At 65.4% G+C, this 14,900-nt stretch carries 16 protein-coding genes; 7 read left to right on the top strand and 9 right to left on the bottom strand.

The window, feature by feature from the left end:
- Positions 1-99: 99 nt before the first annotated feature.
- On the bottom strand, positions 100-900 hold the full coding sequence (locus ML401_RS05285; protein ID WP_211418563.1) for a bifunctional 2-polyprenyl-6-hydroxyphenol methylase/3-demethylubiquinol 3-O-methyltransferase UbiG: 801 nt from the start codon (positions 898-900) through the stop codon (positions 100-102).
- A 394-nt stretch (positions 901-1,294) separates the two neighbouring features.
- Between ML401_RS05285 and ML401_RS05290 the strand changes: the two genes are divergently transcribed.
- On the top strand, positions 1,295-2,323 hold the full coding sequence (locus tag ML401_RS05290) for a glycosyltransferase family 2 protein (protein ID WP_211418562.1): 1,029 nt from the start codon (positions 1,295-1,297) through the stop codon (positions 2,321-2,323).
- Between the two features lie 3 nt (positions 2,324-2,326).
- On the opposite strand, the gene ML401_RS05295 is transcribed toward ML401_RS05290, so the two are convergent.
- Positions 2,327-3,319 (bottom strand): glycosyltransferase, encoded by a 993-nt coding sequence (locus ML401_RS05295; protein WP_259215717.1) that lies wholly within the window; start codon positions 3,317-3,319, stop codon positions 2,327-2,329.
- 244 nt (positions 3,320-3,563) lie between these two features.
- On the opposite strand from ML401_RS05295, the gene ML401_RS05300 reads away from it, so the two are divergent.
- From ML401_RS05300 to ML401_RS05310, 3 genes are all read left to right on the top strand, one after another.
- Positions 3,564-4,664: a glycosyltransferase gene (locus ML401_RS05300; RefSeq protein ID WP_285810382.1), complete on the top strand. Its 1,101-nt coding sequence runs from the start codon at positions 3,564-3,566 to the stop codon at positions 4,662-4,664.
- Between the two features lie 3 nt (positions 4,665-4,667).
- On the top strand, positions 4,668-6,020 hold the full coding sequence (locus ML401_RS05305) for an O-antigen ligase (protein WP_285810384.1): 1,353 nt from the start codon (positions 4,668-4,670) through the stop codon (positions 6,018-6,020).
- Positions 6,021-6,121: 101 nt separating this feature from the next.
- A complete protein-coding gene (locus tag ML401_RS05310) occupies positions 6,122-7,267 on the top strand; it encodes a GNAT family N-acetyltransferase (protein ID WP_285810385.1) in 1,146 nt (381 codons plus the stop codon).
- Between the two features lie 71 nt (positions 7,268-7,338).
- Here the strand turns inward: ML401_RS05310 and wrbA are convergent, their stop codons facing one another.
- From wrbA to ML401_RS05325, 3 genes are all read right to left on the bottom strand, one after another.
- Positions 7,339-7,938, bottom strand: a complete 600-nt coding sequence (wrbA, locus tag ML401_RS05315; RefSeq protein WP_285810387.1) for an NAD(P)H:quinone oxidoreductase — start codon at positions 7,936-7,938, stop codon at positions 7,339-7,341.
- A gap of 134 nt (positions 7,939-8,072) precedes the next feature.
- A complete protein-coding gene (locus ML401_RS05320; protein ID WP_212067941.1) occupies positions 8,073-8,771 on the bottom strand; it encodes a pirin family protein in 699 nt (232 codons plus the stop codon).
- A gap of 37 nt (positions 8,772-8,808) precedes the next feature.
- Positions 8,809-9,561, bottom strand: a complete 753-nt coding sequence (locus ML401_RS05325; RefSeq protein ID WP_285810388.1) for an SDR family NAD(P)-dependent oxidoreductase — start codon at positions 9,559-9,561, stop codon at positions 8,809-8,811.
- Positions 9,562-9,681: 120 nt separating this feature from the next.
- Here ML401_RS05325 and ML401_RS05330 point away from each other — a divergent pair, with 120 nt between their 5' ends.
- A complete protein-coding gene (locus tag ML401_RS05330; RefSeq protein WP_259215739.1) occupies positions 9,682-10,629 on the top strand; it encodes a LysR family transcriptional regulator in 948 nt (315 codons plus the stop codon).
- Here the strand turns inward: ML401_RS05330 and ML401_RS05335 are convergent.
- Positions 10,607-10,864 carry a hypothetical protein gene (locus tag ML401_RS05335; RefSeq protein ID WP_211418555.1) on the bottom strand — a complete coding sequence of 86 codons (258 nt, stop codon included), beginning with the start codon at positions 10,862-10,864 and terminating at the stop codon, positions 10,607-10,609. The genes ML401_RS05330 and ML401_RS05335 overlap by 23 nt on opposite strands.
- A gap of 148 nt (positions 10,865-11,012) precedes the next feature.
- On the opposite strand from ML401_RS05335, the gene ML401_RS05340 reads away from it, so the two are divergent.
- Together ML401_RS05340 and ML401_RS05345 are read left to right on the top strand one after the other, a co-directional pair.
- Positions 11,013-11,999 (top strand): tripartite tricarboxylate transporter substrate binding protein, encoded by a 987-nt coding sequence (locus ML401_RS05340; RefSeq protein ID WP_285810391.1) that lies wholly within the window; start codon positions 11,013-11,015, stop codon positions 11,997-11,999.
- Positions 12,000-12,338: 339 nt separating this feature from the next.
- Entirely contained in the window at positions 12,339-12,695 is a 357-nt protein-coding gene (locus ML401_RS05345) for a hypothetical protein (protein ID WP_211418553.1), read from the top strand.
- Between the two features lie 77 nt (positions 12,696-12,772).
- On the opposite strand, the gene ML401_RS05350 is transcribed toward ML401_RS05345, so the two are convergent.
- The 3 genes from ML401_RS05350 to ML401_RS05360 are packed head-to-tail and all read right to left on the bottom strand — an operon-like array spanning position 12,773 to position 14,886.
- Positions 12,773-13,603 (bottom strand): adenylate/guanylate cyclase domain-containing protein, encoded by an 831-nt coding sequence (locus ML401_RS05350; RefSeq protein WP_285812632.1) that lies wholly within the window; start codon positions 13,601-13,603, stop codon positions 12,773-12,775.
- 56 nt (positions 13,604-13,659) lie between these two features.
- Positions 13,660-14,127, bottom strand: coding sequence for a YbaK/EbsC family protein (locus tag ML401_RS05355; protein WP_211418551.1), 468 nt, complete (start codon positions 14,125-14,127; stop codon positions 13,660-13,662).
- 27 nt (positions 14,128-14,154) lie between these two features.
- Entirely contained in the window at positions 14,155-14,886 is a 732-nt protein-coding gene (locus ML401_RS05360) for a haloacid dehalogenase type II (protein WP_285810393.1), read from the bottom strand.
- Positions 14,887-14,900 lie beyond the last annotated feature (14 nt).

Below are 14,900 nucleotides of genomic sequence, written 5' to 3' on the forward strand. Positions count from 1 at the left end.
GTCGCGAGGGCTCCCTGGACATTAACGGTTCGTTACCGCGCACGGCTCGGCTGCGGGTCTCCGCATGTCCTATGATGAGCCGCTTGCGCGCCATGATCGTCAGCTCTTGCGCAGGATGACGTGATAGTCGCCGCGGCGGACGTCGGTGCCGCGCGACAGCATGGTGTTCAGCAAGGCGGCGCCGGCGTCCACGAGGGCCGCGAACAGCGGCTTGCGCCGACGCATCTCGGGATAGCGCGGACTCTCGACCTCGCGGCGGTAGATCATCTCGAGGCCGTTGGCGGCCGCGAACGCCTCGAGCCGGGGCAGCGTCACCAGCGGATGGAAGAAGGTCGGGAACGGCGGCTCGCCCGGCAGACCGGCATCCTTGATGCCGCGAATGTGCCGGTAGAACCAGACGTGAAACCAGTGCGGCGAATATTTGGTGACGACGCCGGACAGCGAACGCGGATTGGGCGCGCCGATCAGGATCATGCCGCCGCGCTTGAGCGCATCGCGAAAGTTCAAGAGCGCGGCGTCGACATGGGGCAGATGCTCGATCACGTTGTAGCAGATCACGAGATCGAAGGTCTGCTGCGCGAAACGGTAGGTCTGGACGTCGCCGAGGATCGCCTCGTCCGCATAGCCGTTGTTGCGGACCTGGTCCTCGTCGATATCGACGACGGTGACCTTGCTGCGGCCGAGCAATTCCGGCGGCAGGACGCTGCACGAGCCGCCACCGGCTTCGTAGATGGCGAGTTGGCCTTTCGGCAACTCGCGACGCAGCAGGTCGTGAACGGTGAGCAGGCTGTCGCGGGCTTCGCCGGGGACGAGATCGTGCAGCGCCTGGACGGGTGCGGTGGCCGCGGGGATCTGGATCGCCGTGGCTGTCGCGAAATCGATCGTGGCTGGCTTGTTCATGTTTCTTGACCGCGCTTGTTCTATTCAAATTTACAGGAAAAATCTCGCATGCCCGAAGAGCAAATCTGATGCCGGGCGCTGTCACCGATCGCAGTGCTTAGGGTCCGGTTAATGCGCATGCGCATTAACTACGGTATTGTTCATGTTGGATGGCTGCAGTCGCATGGACCGCAAATTGCAGTATCACGTGCGCATGATTTCGCGGGAGAAACAGGCGAAAGCGGTTAAGCGCATGATGACGTCTGGGGACGGCCGGCAGATCGGCGCGAGGCCTCGGCCCGCGCCTTCGACTGGCTGCTCATTTTGGGACGCATCTGTCCCGCGGCGATGTGCCGTCGCAGGATGCGTGATCGACGCAGGGCTTTTTCAACACATCTCGGACATCTAAGACGTCATGACATTGATCCCGACAGACCTGTCCGCCACGCGCATCTCGGATGCCGTGCGCGATCCCAACCGGGAGATCGCGGCGAGCTCCCGCGTGATCGACCTGTCGGTCGGCATCGTCGTCTGTATTCCCTGCTTCCGCCGTCCGCAGCATTTGCGGCTGACGCTGGACTCGCTGGCGAACCAGCGGACCCCGCGTTCCTTTGCCGTCGTCATGGTCGAGAACGACGCTGCGCGGCGCGAAAGCGCGCCGGTCGCCGCGGAGTTTCTGGCCGCCGGCAGGCTCCAGGGTGTCTGCCTCGTCGAGAAACGGCAGGGCAATTGCCAGGCGATCAACGCTGCGTTCGAGACGGCGCAGGCGCTGTTTCCCGCCGCGACCCGTTTCCTGATGATCGACGACGACGAGATTGCATCACCCGACTGGCTCGAGCTGATGGTCCGCACGGCGGAGGCGACCGGCGCCGACGTGGTCGGCGGGCCGGTGCTGCCTGACTTCGAGGACGACAGCAAGCCCTGGCTGTCGCGTCACCCCGCCTTCGCTCCCGCCTACGACTATTCCGGCGCGGTGCCGTTGATCTATGGCTGCGGCAATTGCCTGATCACACGGTCCGTTTTCGAGCGGTTCGATCGTCCTGCCTTCGACCTGCGCTTCAACTTCCTCGGCGGCGGCGATTGCGACTTCTTCGTGCGCTGCCGCGACGCCGGCATGATGTTCCACTGGACGGCGGAGGCCGTCATCACCGAGACCGTGCCGCAAAGCCGCACCAGCCTCGGCTGGATCGCAAAGCGCGGCTTGCGCATCGGTGCGATCAATTACCGCGTGCAGTCCAAGGCGGCTCAAAGCGTCGGCGGCCGCGCGTGGGTTTTCGCGCAGATGCTGGGGCGGCTGCCGCTGTCGCTGGTGCGGTCCGCGCGCCTGCTGGCAACGTCGAAGGCCGTCGTCGCCATGCATCCAGCGCTGGTCGCGCTCGGCTCCATGCTCGCAGCGTTCGGCTTCGCGCCGAAGCCGTACGAGGCCTCCAAGATCGTGTCGTGACGGTCAGATGCCGAAGCGGGCGAGGGCGGTTCTTGCCGTGGCACGCGGCAGCGCCTTGAGCGAACGCCGGCCGATCATTCCGAGATAGCCCAGGGCCTGGCGATAGCGGCCGAAGCGAACCGCCTGCATCGCCGCATAGGTGATGAGATGAAGCTCGGCGGTGAGGCGCAGCCTGGGAGCCATGCCCTCGGGCAATCTGGCCAGGATCAACCCGTCGTCGAACACCCGCTCGACCGCCGGGAAGAAGTCCTTTGGCGTCCGGACCGCGGCGTTCATGGTGTTGGCGGTGTGCAGCCGATAATCGAGCAGCAGCTTTGGTGCGAATTCGAATTCGCCGATCGCGGCGAGGCGGCACCAGCAATGCCAGTCCTCGCAATATCGCAGCGACGTATCGAAGCCGCCGATGGCGCGGAAAGCTTCCGCGCGGGCGAGCGCGATGCCGCCGTTGACGATGAAATTGCCGGCCGCGAGCCGCGTCAGTACGTCGCCGGACGGCTTGCGGCGTCCCCTCAAGAGATCGCGCCGGCCGATCTGGCGTCCCTCATGGTCGATCGTATTGTAGTCGCCGTAGACGAGAACCGCGCGCGGCGCGCCGCGAGCCGCGGCCAGCAGCGAGGCCACCGCGCCGGGACGCAGCCGGTCGTCGGCATCGAGGAACAGCAGCCACTCGCCGCTTGCATGGCGCGCGCCGAGATTGCGCGCCGCCGATACGCCGGCGGAATCATTCGTCATCAGGCGCAGCCGCGGGTCGCGAATGGCGCGGACGATCGCGGTGGTGTCGTCGGTGGAACCATCGTCCACGACGATCACTTCGCTCACCTCACCCTGAGCCAAGGCACTGGCAAGGGTTTCGCCGATATAGGCCGCAACGTTCTTGGCGGGGATCACGACGGAGACCGAATGGGTCGAGCCCGACGGCAGCGGCTGGCGCACCGCTGGAACGATGCGTGTGGAGGCCGGCAAATCGAGAACGTCTTCGGCGGTGATCTGGGCCACGGCTCGCCTTTAAGAGTCTGTTAACCAGGGCGCATCTGCTGAGGGGATGATGCGGTCGATCGCAGCATTGGCTGCGTGCCAATGATACTCCGCATTGCGGCCGGATCGTCGCCGCGAAGGCGCGCGTCGGCGCGGTTTCGTCAATTAGCGTTAAGCCGCTGGCATTAAGCCTGTGGCAAATTCGGAAGAGTGCGACGGCCGGTCCCATGCGAGAATGCGCATCTGGCTGCCGCGGATGGATCCAGTGCCCGCAAAGACGTTCGAACACGACCCCGATGCGATGATCCTCAACCTCTTCTATGAGGACAAGGACGATCGCTGGTTTCCCGGCGACCGGCATCTGCGGCGCATGGCGCGCCGCTTGCTGCTCGGCGAGCCGCGCATGAGCGGCCAGCTGCGCGTGTTCCTCAATCTCTGTGCGGGGCTCGACCGCCTCGGCATCCGCTACCGTGTCAATGATTACGGCTACATCGCACAGCATCCGGAGGAGCTGGCCTGCATCATCGGCCGCACCTTCCTGCTCGACAAGTTCGCGTGGAAGAATCCGATCCTGCTCGGCGTCGCCGCCCACAATCATCCGCTCGACGATCCTGACCTGTTCAAGCGTCTGCCCGTGAAGAAGGTCGTGGTGCCCGGCCCCTGGTACGTCGACATGTACCGGCCGCATTGGCCCGACACCGAGGCCTGGCCGATCGGCATCGACACGGATCTGTGGGCGCCGGCGCACGCCTCCCAGAAGACCTTCGATGTGCTGATCTACGACAAGGTGCACTGGGACCGCGAGCGCTACGCACCGGAGCTGATCGAGCCCGTCCGCGCTCGCCTGCGAAAAGAGGGACGCTCCTTCACGGAGCTGCGTTACGGCGGCTACAAGGAAGAGGATTTTCAGGCCGCGCTGGCGGCCTCGCGCGCGATGATCTTCCTGTGCCAGAACGAAAGCCAGGGCATCGCCTATCAGCAGGCCCTGTCCTGCGGCGTGCCTGTGTTCGCCTGGGATCCGGGCGGACCGTGGCGAGACCCCGACTACTATCCGCATCGCGTGCAGTTCGCGCCCGTGTCGTCGGTGCCCTATTGGGACGACCGCTGCGGGGCCAAATTCGCGGACATCGCGGGGTTCGAGGCAGGCTGGGACAATTTCTGGGCCGGGTGCACCGCCGGCGCGTTCGATCCGCGCGGCTTTATCCTGGACAACCTCACGCTCGAGCAACGCGCGCTGCAATATTACGAAATCGCGCGAAGCATCGTGCGGCAGCCGGAGGGGCAGAGTTCCGGCGCGCCCGTTGACGGCCTCTCAGCGGAGCCGCGCCCCGAGCCAGAGCTTCACCGGCGTCACCAGATGTCTTGAACCATGGACCGCAGCGCCGCCGACATGAGCGACCTCGAGGCCCGATCGTTGGGCCGGATGCTGTGCGAGGGTCTTGCGCAGCTGAATGCCGTGCAGGCCGCGCGCTGTCTCGTCGCCGTCGCGTCGCTGCTACTGGTGCTGGTGACGCTCGATCCCTTCCCTGACCTGCGCAATGCCGATGTCACCACGATCGGCGGTGGACGAATGGCGCTGGCCTATCTGTCCTGGGGCCTCCTGGCCGCGGTTGCGGTGCTGTTCGTGGCGACCACGGATGGGCCGGCGTTGAAGAGCCTGGTGACGCCGCTTCATCTCTGTCTCGTCGGTTGGCTGCTGATCAACATCGTCCTGTCCGAGAGCCGCGGTGTGTCGATCCAGCGCTTCGCGCTTCTCGCAAGCGTGACGTCGCTCGCCATCCTGCTGCCGCTGCTGCCGCCGACGCAGCGCAGCTTCAATCTGTGCCTGGGTGCGGCCGCGCTGGTGCTGCTCGCGCTCTGCTATCTCGGCGTCCTCCTCGCGCCGCAATATTCGATCCACTCCGCGCTCGACATCGCCGAGCCGCAGCTCGCCGGCGACTGGCGCGGCAGCTTCGGCCACAAGAACGTCGCTTCGCCCGTGATGACCATCCTGGTCTATGTCGGCATCTATCTGTGTGCCGTGGGCTCGTTCGTGATGGGCCCGGCGATTGCGGCGCTCGCCGGCATCTTCCTGATCTTCACCGGCGGCAAGACCTCCTCGGTGCTCTGCCTTGCGATCTACGCGCTCGCGTCGCTGGCCTATGTCACGCCCGGCCTGTGGCTGAAGCGGATCATCTGCTTCGTGCCGCTGCTCGTGATGAACCTGCTGACGGTCGGCAGCGTGATGAGCCCCGCGCTCGGAGCGTTGACGCGGCTGCTGCCGCTCGATCCCACCTTCACCGGCCGCTCCGCGATCTGGGAGTTCGCGCTCGCGGCCGTCGCCGAGAAGCCGATCATCGGGCACGGCTACGCGGCTTTCTGGGACGACGTCACGGCCCGGCAGACCGCCCAGGGCGCCGAATGGGCGACGTCCGCGGCGCACAGCCACAACAGCTATCTCGACCTCGCGGTCACCATCGGCCTGCCGGGCCTGCTGCTGGTGATCCTCGTCTTCGTGCTCGCACCGCTCGGCAATTTCCAGTCAGCCCAGGCTCACAGCCGCAGTGGCGCGCTGGCCAAGCTGTTCCTGACCGTGTGGCTGTTCGGCCTGTATTACGGGGCGACCGAGACCTTCCTGCTCGAACGGCAGAATCCGATCTGGTTCATGTTCGTTCTGGCCGTGGCCGGCCTGCACTTCCTGGCGCGGTTCCAATGCGTCGCGCAGACGGAACCGGCGCAATGAGAGCTTTCGCGTCTGTCGGCAGTGGCGATAGCTTAACGATAAGCCGGTCTGCGACAAAACATGATCTATCCGGAAACACTCAGGAATCGTATGCCCCGCCGATGTCGGTTGTCGGCGTCGAGCAATTGGATGGTCTTGTGTCCGGCATCTCGGACATCGCGATCGATTTCGTGCGTGACTGGCGCCAGGCTGCGTCGCGCCTGACAGTCGGACATCGTACTGCCTTTCAGCATGGCTACTGGCTCGGTCCCTGGTACCAGGCGTTCGATGACGTCGCGCCGTTGATCGCCGTGATCTCCGATGCTGCTACCGGCAAGGCGATCGCGATGGTGCCGATGATCAGCCATGTCAGGCGCGGTATCCGCATCGTCGAATTCGCCGATCTCGGCGTCTCCGACAACAACGCGCCGATCCTGGCGTCCGATGTCGCGTTGGACGCTGCGGCGGCGCGTGCGATCAGCACGGCATTGGTCGAGGCGCTGTGCGCCTTGCCGGACCGCTTCGATCTGCTTCGGCTGAGGAAGATGCCGGCTCAAATCGGCGGCAAGCCGAATCCGCTGGTGTCACTCGGGCGGATCGGGTCCTCCTCGCTCAACGGCAATCTCGTGCTGATGGGGCACGACTACAGGGACTATCAGGCTTCGATCAAGCGCATGCAGATGCCGCGCTGCTGGCGCGTCTTCAGCCGGCACCCGGGCGCACGCTTCGAGATCGCCACGGATGTCGCGCGCGCACATGAACTGATGGATGTGATGGATGTCCAGCAGCAGGCGCGCATGCGCCGGCTCGGCTCGCGGTTCGTCCTCAACGACGAGACTCATGCGCGATTTTATCGCGAGATCGCGCGCCAGGGCGTTACGGAAGGCCATGCGGTCGTGTCGGCATTGGTCTGCGACGAGGGTATCGTCGGAACGTCGTTCGGCATCAGGCAAGGCGCGACCTATTACCTGCTGCGCATCAGTCACGCCGGCGATTCATGGTCGAGCTGCTCGCCGGGACTGCTCGTCACTGAGCGCACGATGGCGGCGCTGCATGCAGAGGGCGTGCGTCGCTTCGACCTCAGCATCGGCAATCAAGACTACAAGCGGCGCTTCGGCGCCGAGAGGGTGCCGCTGACGGACGTCAGCGTCGCGCTGTCCTGGCGGGGCTTGCCCTACGCCTGGCGCGACCACGCCGCGCAGGGCCTGCGCCGCTATCCCGCGGCCGCAGCCCTTGCCGCACGGGCCATGGGCAAAGGCATACGCTGAAGCGGCATTCCCGAAGGGGAATGCCGCGATCGCATCAGCCACAGCTCAACCATGAAGTTCAGCCGTGGAGTTCAGCCATGCAGCTTTTTGGCGGTCTCCGCGATCTGGCGGCCCTGGTAGCGCGCGCCGGCGAGCTCGTTGGCGCTGGGCTGGCGGCTGCCGTCGCCGCCGGTGATCGTGGTGGCGCCATAGGGCGCGCCGCCGGTCACCTCGTCGAGCTTCATCTGGCCGGCGAAGCCGTAATTCATGCCGACCACGACCATGCCGAAATGCAGCAAATTGGTGATGATCGAGAACAGCGTGGTCTCCTGGCCGCCATGCTGGGTCGCGGTCGCCGTGAAGGCGCCGCCGACCTTACCGTGCAGCGCGCCCTTGGCCCAGAGGCCGCCGGCCTGATCGAGGAAGTTTGCCATCTGCGAGGCCATGCGGCCGAAGCGGGTGCCGGTGCCGACGATGATCGCGTCGTAATTGGCGAGGTCCGCGATCTCAGCGATCGGGGCGGCCTGGTCGACCTTGTAATAGGAGGCTTTCGCGACCTCGGCCGGCACCAGCTCGGGCACGCGCTTGATGTCGACGCTCGCGCCGGCCTCGCGCGCGCCTTCGGCGACGGCGTTGGCCATCGCTTCGATATGGCCATAGGCGGAATAATACAGGACGAGAACTTTGGTCATGGTGGTCTCCGTTAGGGGGGATTGCAGTGGTTGGGGCCGTCATGCCCGGGCTCATCCCGGGCATCCACGTTCTTGCTTTCGGTGTGGAGAGGCGTGGATGGCCGGGACAAGCCCGGCCATGACGGTGAGAGTGGTTACGCCGCGTCGACGAGCACGAGCTCGGAATCTTCCAGCGCGGTGATCGTCAACCGCTCCTCGTCGCGGATCGCGGCGCCGTCGCGAGCGTTGACGCGCACGCCGTTGACCTCGACTGCGCCCGCCGCGGGCACCAGATAGAGGTGCCGCGACCTCTCGGGCGCATACTCCGCGCTCTCGCCGGCCTTCAGCGTGGTGGCGAGCACCCGTGCATCGGCGCGGATCGGCAGCGCGTCGGCATCACCCGCAACGCCGCTTGCGATGGTCACGAGCTTGCCGGAGCGGTCCGACTTCGGAAACGGCTTCGAGCCCCAGGTCGGCTGGCCGCCGCGCTGCGTCGGCTCGATCCAGATCTGGAAGATGCGCGTCCTGGTCGGCTCCAGATTGTACTCGGAGTGGCGGATGCCGCTGCCGGCGCTCATCACCTGCACGTCGCCCGCTTCAGTGCGGCCCTCGTTGCCGAGGCTGTCCTGATGGGTGATCGCGCCCTCGCGCACATAGGTGATGATTTCCATGTTGGCGTGGGGATGGGCGGGAAAGCCGGTGTTCGGCGCGATCTCGTCGTCGTTCCAGACGCGCAAGGCGCCGTGACCCATGTTGTTGGGGTCATAATGGCTGGCGAAGGAGAAATGATGCTTTGCTTTCAGCCAGCCATGGTCGGCGCCGCCGAGCTTGTCGAAAGGTCTGAGTTCGATCATCTGCGTGATTCCTTGAGTTGAACGGTCGGCGCCTTGCTCAGGCGCCGAACCCGCCGTCGACGTTGAGCACGGTGCCGGTGACGAAGGAGGCCTCGGGGCTTGCGAGGAAGACGATGCCGGCTGCAACTTCCTCGGGACGGCCGAAGCGTTGCAGCGCGTGCTGCTTGCGCTGGGTCTCGGCGAACTCGCCGCCGTCCTTCGGGTTCATGTCGGTGTCGATCGAGCCGGGCTGCACCACGTTGACCGTGATGCCGCGCGGGCCGAGGTCGCGGGCCGCGCCCTTGGTGTAGCCGACCACAGCGGCCTTGGTGGCGACGTAGTCGGCAAGGCCGGGAAACGAGGCGCGGTCGGCCAGCATCGATCCGACGGTGACGATGCGGCCGCCTTCACCCATCAATTGCGAGGCGGCGCGGATCGCCGCGATCACGCCATGCACGTTGATCTGATCCTGACGCGCCAGCGCATCCGTGTCGGCCTTGGCGTCGTCGATGGCCGCGCCGGCGGCGACGCCGGCATTGTTGACGAGGATGTCGAGATGGCCGAATTCCCTGGCGACGTCGTTGACGAGCTGCGTGACGTCCTTGGCCGAGGCCTGGTCGGCCCTGAAGGCGCGCGCCTTGACGCCCTTGGCCTTCAATTCAGCGACGACCGCTTCCGCCTTGTCCGGCGAGGCGACATAGCTGATGGCGACATCCGCGCCTTGGTCGGCGAGGGCGCGGGCGCTTGCCGCGCCGATGCCGCGCGAACCGCCGGTGACGAGGGCGACCTTGCCTGAGAGCTTCTTGGTCATTTGGATTTCTCCATTGCTTGGGTCTGCGATTGACCTCTTGGATAAGCCTCCGCCTGTGGTATAGAAATAGAAACTGTTGAAACGCATTGTTTCCATAAATAACCTAGGCGGATCGGTCCCATGGCAAAACTCCCGGATTTCGAGGCCCTTGCGATTTTCGCAAAAGTCGTGGAGTTGCGGTCGTTTGCGGGGGCCGCGAGCGAGCTTTCGATGTCCAAGGCGACCGTGTCCAAGGCGGTCACGCGCCTGGAGGAGCGGCTCGGCGCGCGCCTGTTCAACCGCACCTCGCGCCGGCTCGCGCTGACCGATGCCGGCCACAAGCTCGCCGAGCGCGCGACGCGTCTTCTGACGGATGGCGAGGCGGCGGAGAACGAGGCGCTGGCGCAATCGGTGGCGCCGCGCGGCCTGGTGCGGCTCGCCGTGCCCATGACTTTCGGCATCAAGGCGGTGGCGCCGCTGCTGCCGGAATTCTTCGCGGCCTATCCGGAAGTCTCGGTCGATCTGCATCTGAGCGATGCGACGATCGACCTGATCGGCGAGGGCTTCGACATGGCGGTGCGGATCGCGCGCCTGCCGGACTCCTCGCTGATCGCACGCCGGCTCTTCACCATGCCGCGCTTCACGGTGGCCGCACCGTCCTACCTGAAGAAGCATGGTCGCCCGACGCATCCGATGCATCTGGCCGAGCACAAATGCTTCAGCTACGCCTACATGTCGACGCCCAACATCTGGCATTACACCAATTCAGCCGGCGAGCAGGCCAGCGTGCGGCCGGGTGGCCAGCTCCGTGTCAACAACGGCGAAGCCGTGATGCCGTCATTGATCGCCGGCCTCGGTATTGCCGAGCTGCCCGAGTTCATCGTCGGCGAAGCGATCTCCTCAGGCGCCGTCGAAGTCATCCTGAAAGACTGGAAGCAGCCCGAAGGCGCCGTGCACCTGGTGACCCCGCCCGGCGGCCCGCGTCCCGCCCGCGTCGAAGCGCTCGGCGATTTCCTCGCGGCCCAGCTGCCGGGCACCTGCAAGCGGCGGCCGCGCGGCGTTCGACCTACGACACCTTCACGCCGTTGATCGCCACGATGCGCAGGCTCGGCTTCAGCGTCTCGTCGAGCTGGGTCTTCAATTCGTGGACGCGCGGGTCGCGCGATCGTGCGGCGCACACGCCGTATTGATGGACGGATTGCGTCAGGGCGCGCCGCGCTTCCGGTGTCCGCGTCAATTCGGGCTTTGAAAGCCGCAAAACGATCGCCGCGAGATTCACCAGCATCTCGTCGAGCGCGACGTCGATGGTCGCCAGATTCCGCATCGTTCACTCTCCTTGAGAGGCCAACAGCGGGTCCAGACATGCGTTCCAGGCGGAGGCGGGCATGGTGAACGCTTCGTAAACGTCTTGTTCTTGCCGCCTGGCGCGTTAGGCTGGCCGCGACATAAGAAAATCAGGGGGGAGGCCCATCATGGATCGACGCGATCTCTTGCGCGCCGTTGCGGCATTGCCGCTGTTGCGGGCGGCTCTGCCGGATCCGGCCTTCGCCCAGACCTATCCGGTGCGCAACATCACCCTGATCGTGCCGTTTCCGGCCGGAGGCCAAGCCGATCTTGCGGCGCGCCCGGTGGCGATGGCGCTGGAGCGGATTCTCGGCAAGCCCGTTATTGTCGACAACCGTGCCGGCGGCGGCGGCGGTTCGGTCGGCAATGCCGCGGCGGCGCGCGCCGAGCCCGACGGCTACACGCTCTTGATGACGCTGTCCTCGCTCGCGGTGCTGCCCGAGGCCGATCGGCTATTCGACCGTCCGGCCGCCTACGAGGTGTCGCAGTTCATGCCGATCGCGCGGGTGCTCGCCGATCCCACGCTGCTGGCGGTGCCGGCGTCCGCGCCGTGGAAGACGGCACAGGATTTCGTGGAGGACGCCAGGAAGCGTCCGGGCCAGATCACCTACGGCTCGTCAGGGCCTTACGGCACGCTGCATGTGGCGATGGAGATGTTCGCAAATAGCGCCGGCATCAAGCTGCTGCACGTGCCGTTCCGCGGCGCAGGTCCCGCGCTCACCGCGCTGCTCAGCGGCACCGTGCAGGCCATCGCCGCTGCACCCGGCACGCTGAAGCCGCAGGTCGACGACGGCAAGCTGCGCGTGCTCGGCAATTGCGGCGCGCAGCGCATCGCAAGCTTCCCCGACGTGCCGACTTTCCAGGAGCTCGGCTACAAGGACGTCGAGATGTACATCTGGGCCGGACTGTTCGCGCAGAGCGCTCTTCCCGCGCCGATTGCGAGCCGACTGCGCGAGGCAATGGCGCAGGTGATGACGAGCCCCGACGTGCTCAAGGCCTTTGAGACCTCGGGCAGTCTGGTCGCCTATCAGGATGCGCCCGCCTTCTCCGAATTCGTCGCGACCGACAGCACGCGGCTGATCGCGGCGGTGAAGAAGATCGGCAAGGTGGAGTAGGGCGCCCGTTCAGAACTCGCTGCGGACCACGCCTCGCAGCGTATGCCGGTCATATGTGACGTTTGGCGCACAAGCCGGTCTTGCAGTCGGCATCGACGATTCCTCATTCCAGCCCCATTGCTAGCGGGAAGCTTGCCGTGCTTCTTGGCGTGATGCGAAATGGCTTATGGCGAAAGGCGCAAGACGCTGGTGCGCTAGCCCTGTTGCGGCGGCGCCACGGACTGCGGCGCCAGGTGATCCCGCGGTTCCGGCCGGCATTTTCACATTTTGTTGTTGGGTCAGAACCGGCTGTCGCCTCATTGATTGATGAGAATTCGAGAGGATTGGGAAGGATCGGACATGCGAACAGAGCGGATAGCGCTGGGTGTCGTGCTCGCGATCGGCGGCATCGTTGCGCCGGGCGCAGCATTCGCCGAAGAATATCGCGGGACCATGGAACAACAGATGGCCTGCACACCGGATGTGTGGCGTTTGTGCAGCGATCAGATTCCGGACGTGAGCCGCATCACGGCCTGTCTGCAGCAGAACACACCGCAGCTCTCGAGCGGCTGTCGTGCCGTCTTCCAGTCCAACAACCAGATGCCGCCGCAGCAGCAGGTCCCGCGCAACCGCGTCGCACCGCCGCCGCGCTATAACAACGCGCCGCCGCCACCTTCACAGGTGCAACCGCGTCCTTATGACGACTATGACGATTAGGCGCTGTCGAGCGTAGGCTCTGTTGAGCGCGAGGTCCGGAGGGATGCCCGGCCGCAACTGCGGCCGTGCTGCTTCGTTCAGCGTTCTGTTCTGCTGTCCGATTCCGGTCGGTTTCCGAGCACCATCCGCATCACCACTCCGAACAGAATGGCGGCGACCGGCCAATGGAACCAGATCTTATGGCTGGTGAAAAGATTGATCACAATCAGGAAGGCCGAGACCGTGAGGGCCGCTGCAACCGGGCGGGGCACCCTTGTAAGCCATTCCGAGACGACATTCGTCGCCGAGGATGACACGCGCCGCTCGTCCATCCGCGGAGCACGCGCGCGCTCCGAGGACGGCGCGCTTGCCGCGATCGGGACGCTTCCCGGCTCGGCTGACTGGCGACCCAGGGTCAACCGATAGCTGGTCAAGGGAGCGATGTTCTTCATCGGGCGCTGGCCGAGGCAGTCGAAGCCGACGGACAATTTGTTGTAGACCTGATCGTAGACGGAGCTCGAGATCACGACGCCGCCGGGCTCGGCGAGCTCCTGCAGGCGCGATGCGATATTGACCCCGTCGCCATAGATGTCGGAGCCGTCCACCATGACGTCGCCGAGGTTGATGCCGATGCGAAACTGCATCGGGCTCGCCTGAGGCGTCTGCGAAGCCTGACTGGAGATCTCCTGCTGGATCTCGACCGCGCATTGCACGGCCTCGACGACGCTGGCGAACTCGGCGATCACGGCATCGCCCCAAGTATTGACGATGCGGCCGTCATGGCGCTCGACCAGGCGCGCAATGGCCGTGCGGTAGCGGCGGAGTGTCTCCAGCGTTCCGGCCTCGTCCGCTTCCATGAGACGAGAATAGCCGTACACGTCTGCGCACAGCACGGTGGTCAGTCGTCGTTTCACTTTGTCGTCGGTCATGGCCGCCATGCTAGCCTCCCTGACCGGCAAATGCATCAGGCATCGTGCAGGCCGCCTTACGGCCTGACCTCGCAGACATCGACCCATTCGGCGGCGGTGAGCTCGGCCATCCGCTCCGGCGTGATGCGCACCGCGCTATGGGTGGAGCCCGCGGCCGGCACCACCACGTCGAACGCCTTCAGCGAGACGTCGCAATAGACCGGCAGCGGCGCCTTCAGGCCAAATGGGCAGACGCCGCCGACCTCGTGGCCGGTGATGTCGGCGACCTCTTCCAGCCCAAGCATCTTCGGCTTGCCGCCGAACTGCGCCTTGACCTTCTTGTTGTCCATCCGCGAGGTGCCGGCGGCCACGATCAGGATCACGCGCTCGCCGACGCGCAAAGACAGCGTCTTGGCGATCATTCCGGGCTCGACGCCATAGGCTTCGGCGGCCAGCGGCACGGTGGCCGAGCTGATCGGCGATTCCATCACGGTGATATCAGGGGCTTTTTCGGCGAAGAAGGCGCGAACGGATTCCAGGCTCATTCACTTCTCATGGGCGGGCGGCGATCTCTAGGCAATCCCCGGCAGCTCGGACAGCGCGCGGACACGGTGGTCCGGTGCAAAGCCGAGCTCGTCCATCTGGGTGCGGATCGCCTTGAACATGGTGAGCGGTGCCACGACTTCGTTCTCGACGCAAGCCAGCGCCATCGCCTCGGGCGTCACCCTTTCGATCCAGGCGACCTTGAGCCCAAACGATTTTGCCCCCGCGACGTCCCACGGATTGGAGGACACGAACAGGACCTCATTCGGCGCGGTCCCGAGCTCCTCGCCGATCAGCCGATAGGCTTCCGGGCTCGGCTTGAAGATCTTCTTCGCATCGACGCTGATGGTGGCATCGAGCAGGCGGTCGAGCCCGGAATTGCGCACCAGCGCATTCAGCATGTCAGGACTGCCATTGGAGAGGATCGCAAGCCTGCGCGGCTTCAGCGCGGTGAGCGCTGCGGTCGCATCCGGATAAAGATCGAGGTGCAGATATTTCTCGATCACGCGCTCGAACGCCTCGCGCTCATAGGCGAGCCCGAGCACGCGCAGCGTATAGGCGAGGGAGTCGCGCGTCACGGCCGCGAAATCCTGGTAGCGTCCCATCAGCGAACGCAACCAGGTATATTCGAGCTGCTTGATGCGCCAGACCTGCGTGATGATCTCGCCATAGCCCGGAAACGTGTCCTCGGTGATCTCGGCCACCGACTGGATGTCATAGAGCGTTCCATAGGCGTCGAAGACGACGGCGTTGACGCTCATGGGGTGTCCTTCCG

The organism is Bradyrhizobium sp. 62B, from assembly GCF_030272265.2.
GTDB lineage: Bacteria > Pseudomonadota > Alphaproteobacteria > Rhizobiales > Xanthobacteraceae > Bradyrhizobium.

Bases quoted from the DNA above. Each gene is read 5' to 3' on its own strand.
- ML401_RS05285 (WP_211418563.1), bottom strand. From the start codon at position 900: ATGAACAAGCCAGCCACGATCGATTTCGCGACAGCCACGGCGATCCAG.
- ML401_RS05290 (WP_211418562.1), top strand. From the start codon at position 1,295: ATGACATTGATCCCGACAGACCTGTCCGCCACGCGCATCTCGGATGCC.
- ML401_RS05305 (WP_285810384.1), top strand. From the start codon at position 4,668: ATGGACCGCAGCGCCGCCGACATGAGCGACCTCGAGGCCCGATCGTTG.
- ML401_RS05310 (WP_285810385.1), top strand. From the start codon at position 6,122: ATGTCGGTTGTCGGCGTCGAGCAATTGGATGGTCTTGTGTCCGGCATC.
- wrbA (WP_285810387.1), bottom strand. From the start codon at position 7,938: ATGACCAAAGTTCTCGTCCTGTATTATTCCGCCTATGGCCATATCGAA.
- ML401_RS05320 (WP_212067941.1), bottom strand. From the start codon at position 8,771: ATGATCGAACTCAGACCTTTCGACAAGCTCGGCGGCGCCGACCATGGC.
- ML401_RS05325 (WP_285810388.1), bottom strand. From the start codon at position 9,561: ATGACCAAGAAGCTCTCAGGCAAGGTCGCCCTCGTCACCGGCGGTTCG.
- ML401_RS05330 (WP_259215739.1), top strand. From the start codon at position 9,682: ATGGCAAAACTCCCGGATTTCGAGGCCCTTGCGATTTTCGCAAAAGTC.
- ML401_RS05335 (WP_211418555.1), bottom strand. From the start codon at position 10,864: ATGCGGAATCTGGCGACCATCGACGTCGCGCTCGACGAGATGCTGGTG.
- ML401_RS05340 (WP_285810391.1), top strand. From the start codon at position 11,013: ATGGATCGACGCGATCTCTTGCGCGCCGTTGCGGCATTGCCGCTGTTG.
- ML401_RS05345 (WP_211418553.1), top strand. From the start codon at position 12,339: ATGCGAACAGAGCGGATAGCGCTGGGTGTCGTGCTCGCGATCGGCGGC.
- ML401_RS05350 (WP_285812632.1), bottom strand. From the start codon at position 13,603: ATGACCGACGACAAAGTGAAACGACGACTGACCACCGTGCTGTGCGCA.
- ML401_RS05355 (WP_211418551.1), bottom strand. From the start codon at position 14,127: ATGAGCCTGGAATCCGTTCGCGCCTTCTTCGCCGAAAAAGCCCCTGAT.
- ML401_RS05360 (WP_285810393.1), bottom strand. From the start codon at position 14,886: ATGAGCGTCAACGCCGTCGTCTTCGACGCCTATGGAACGCTCTATGAC.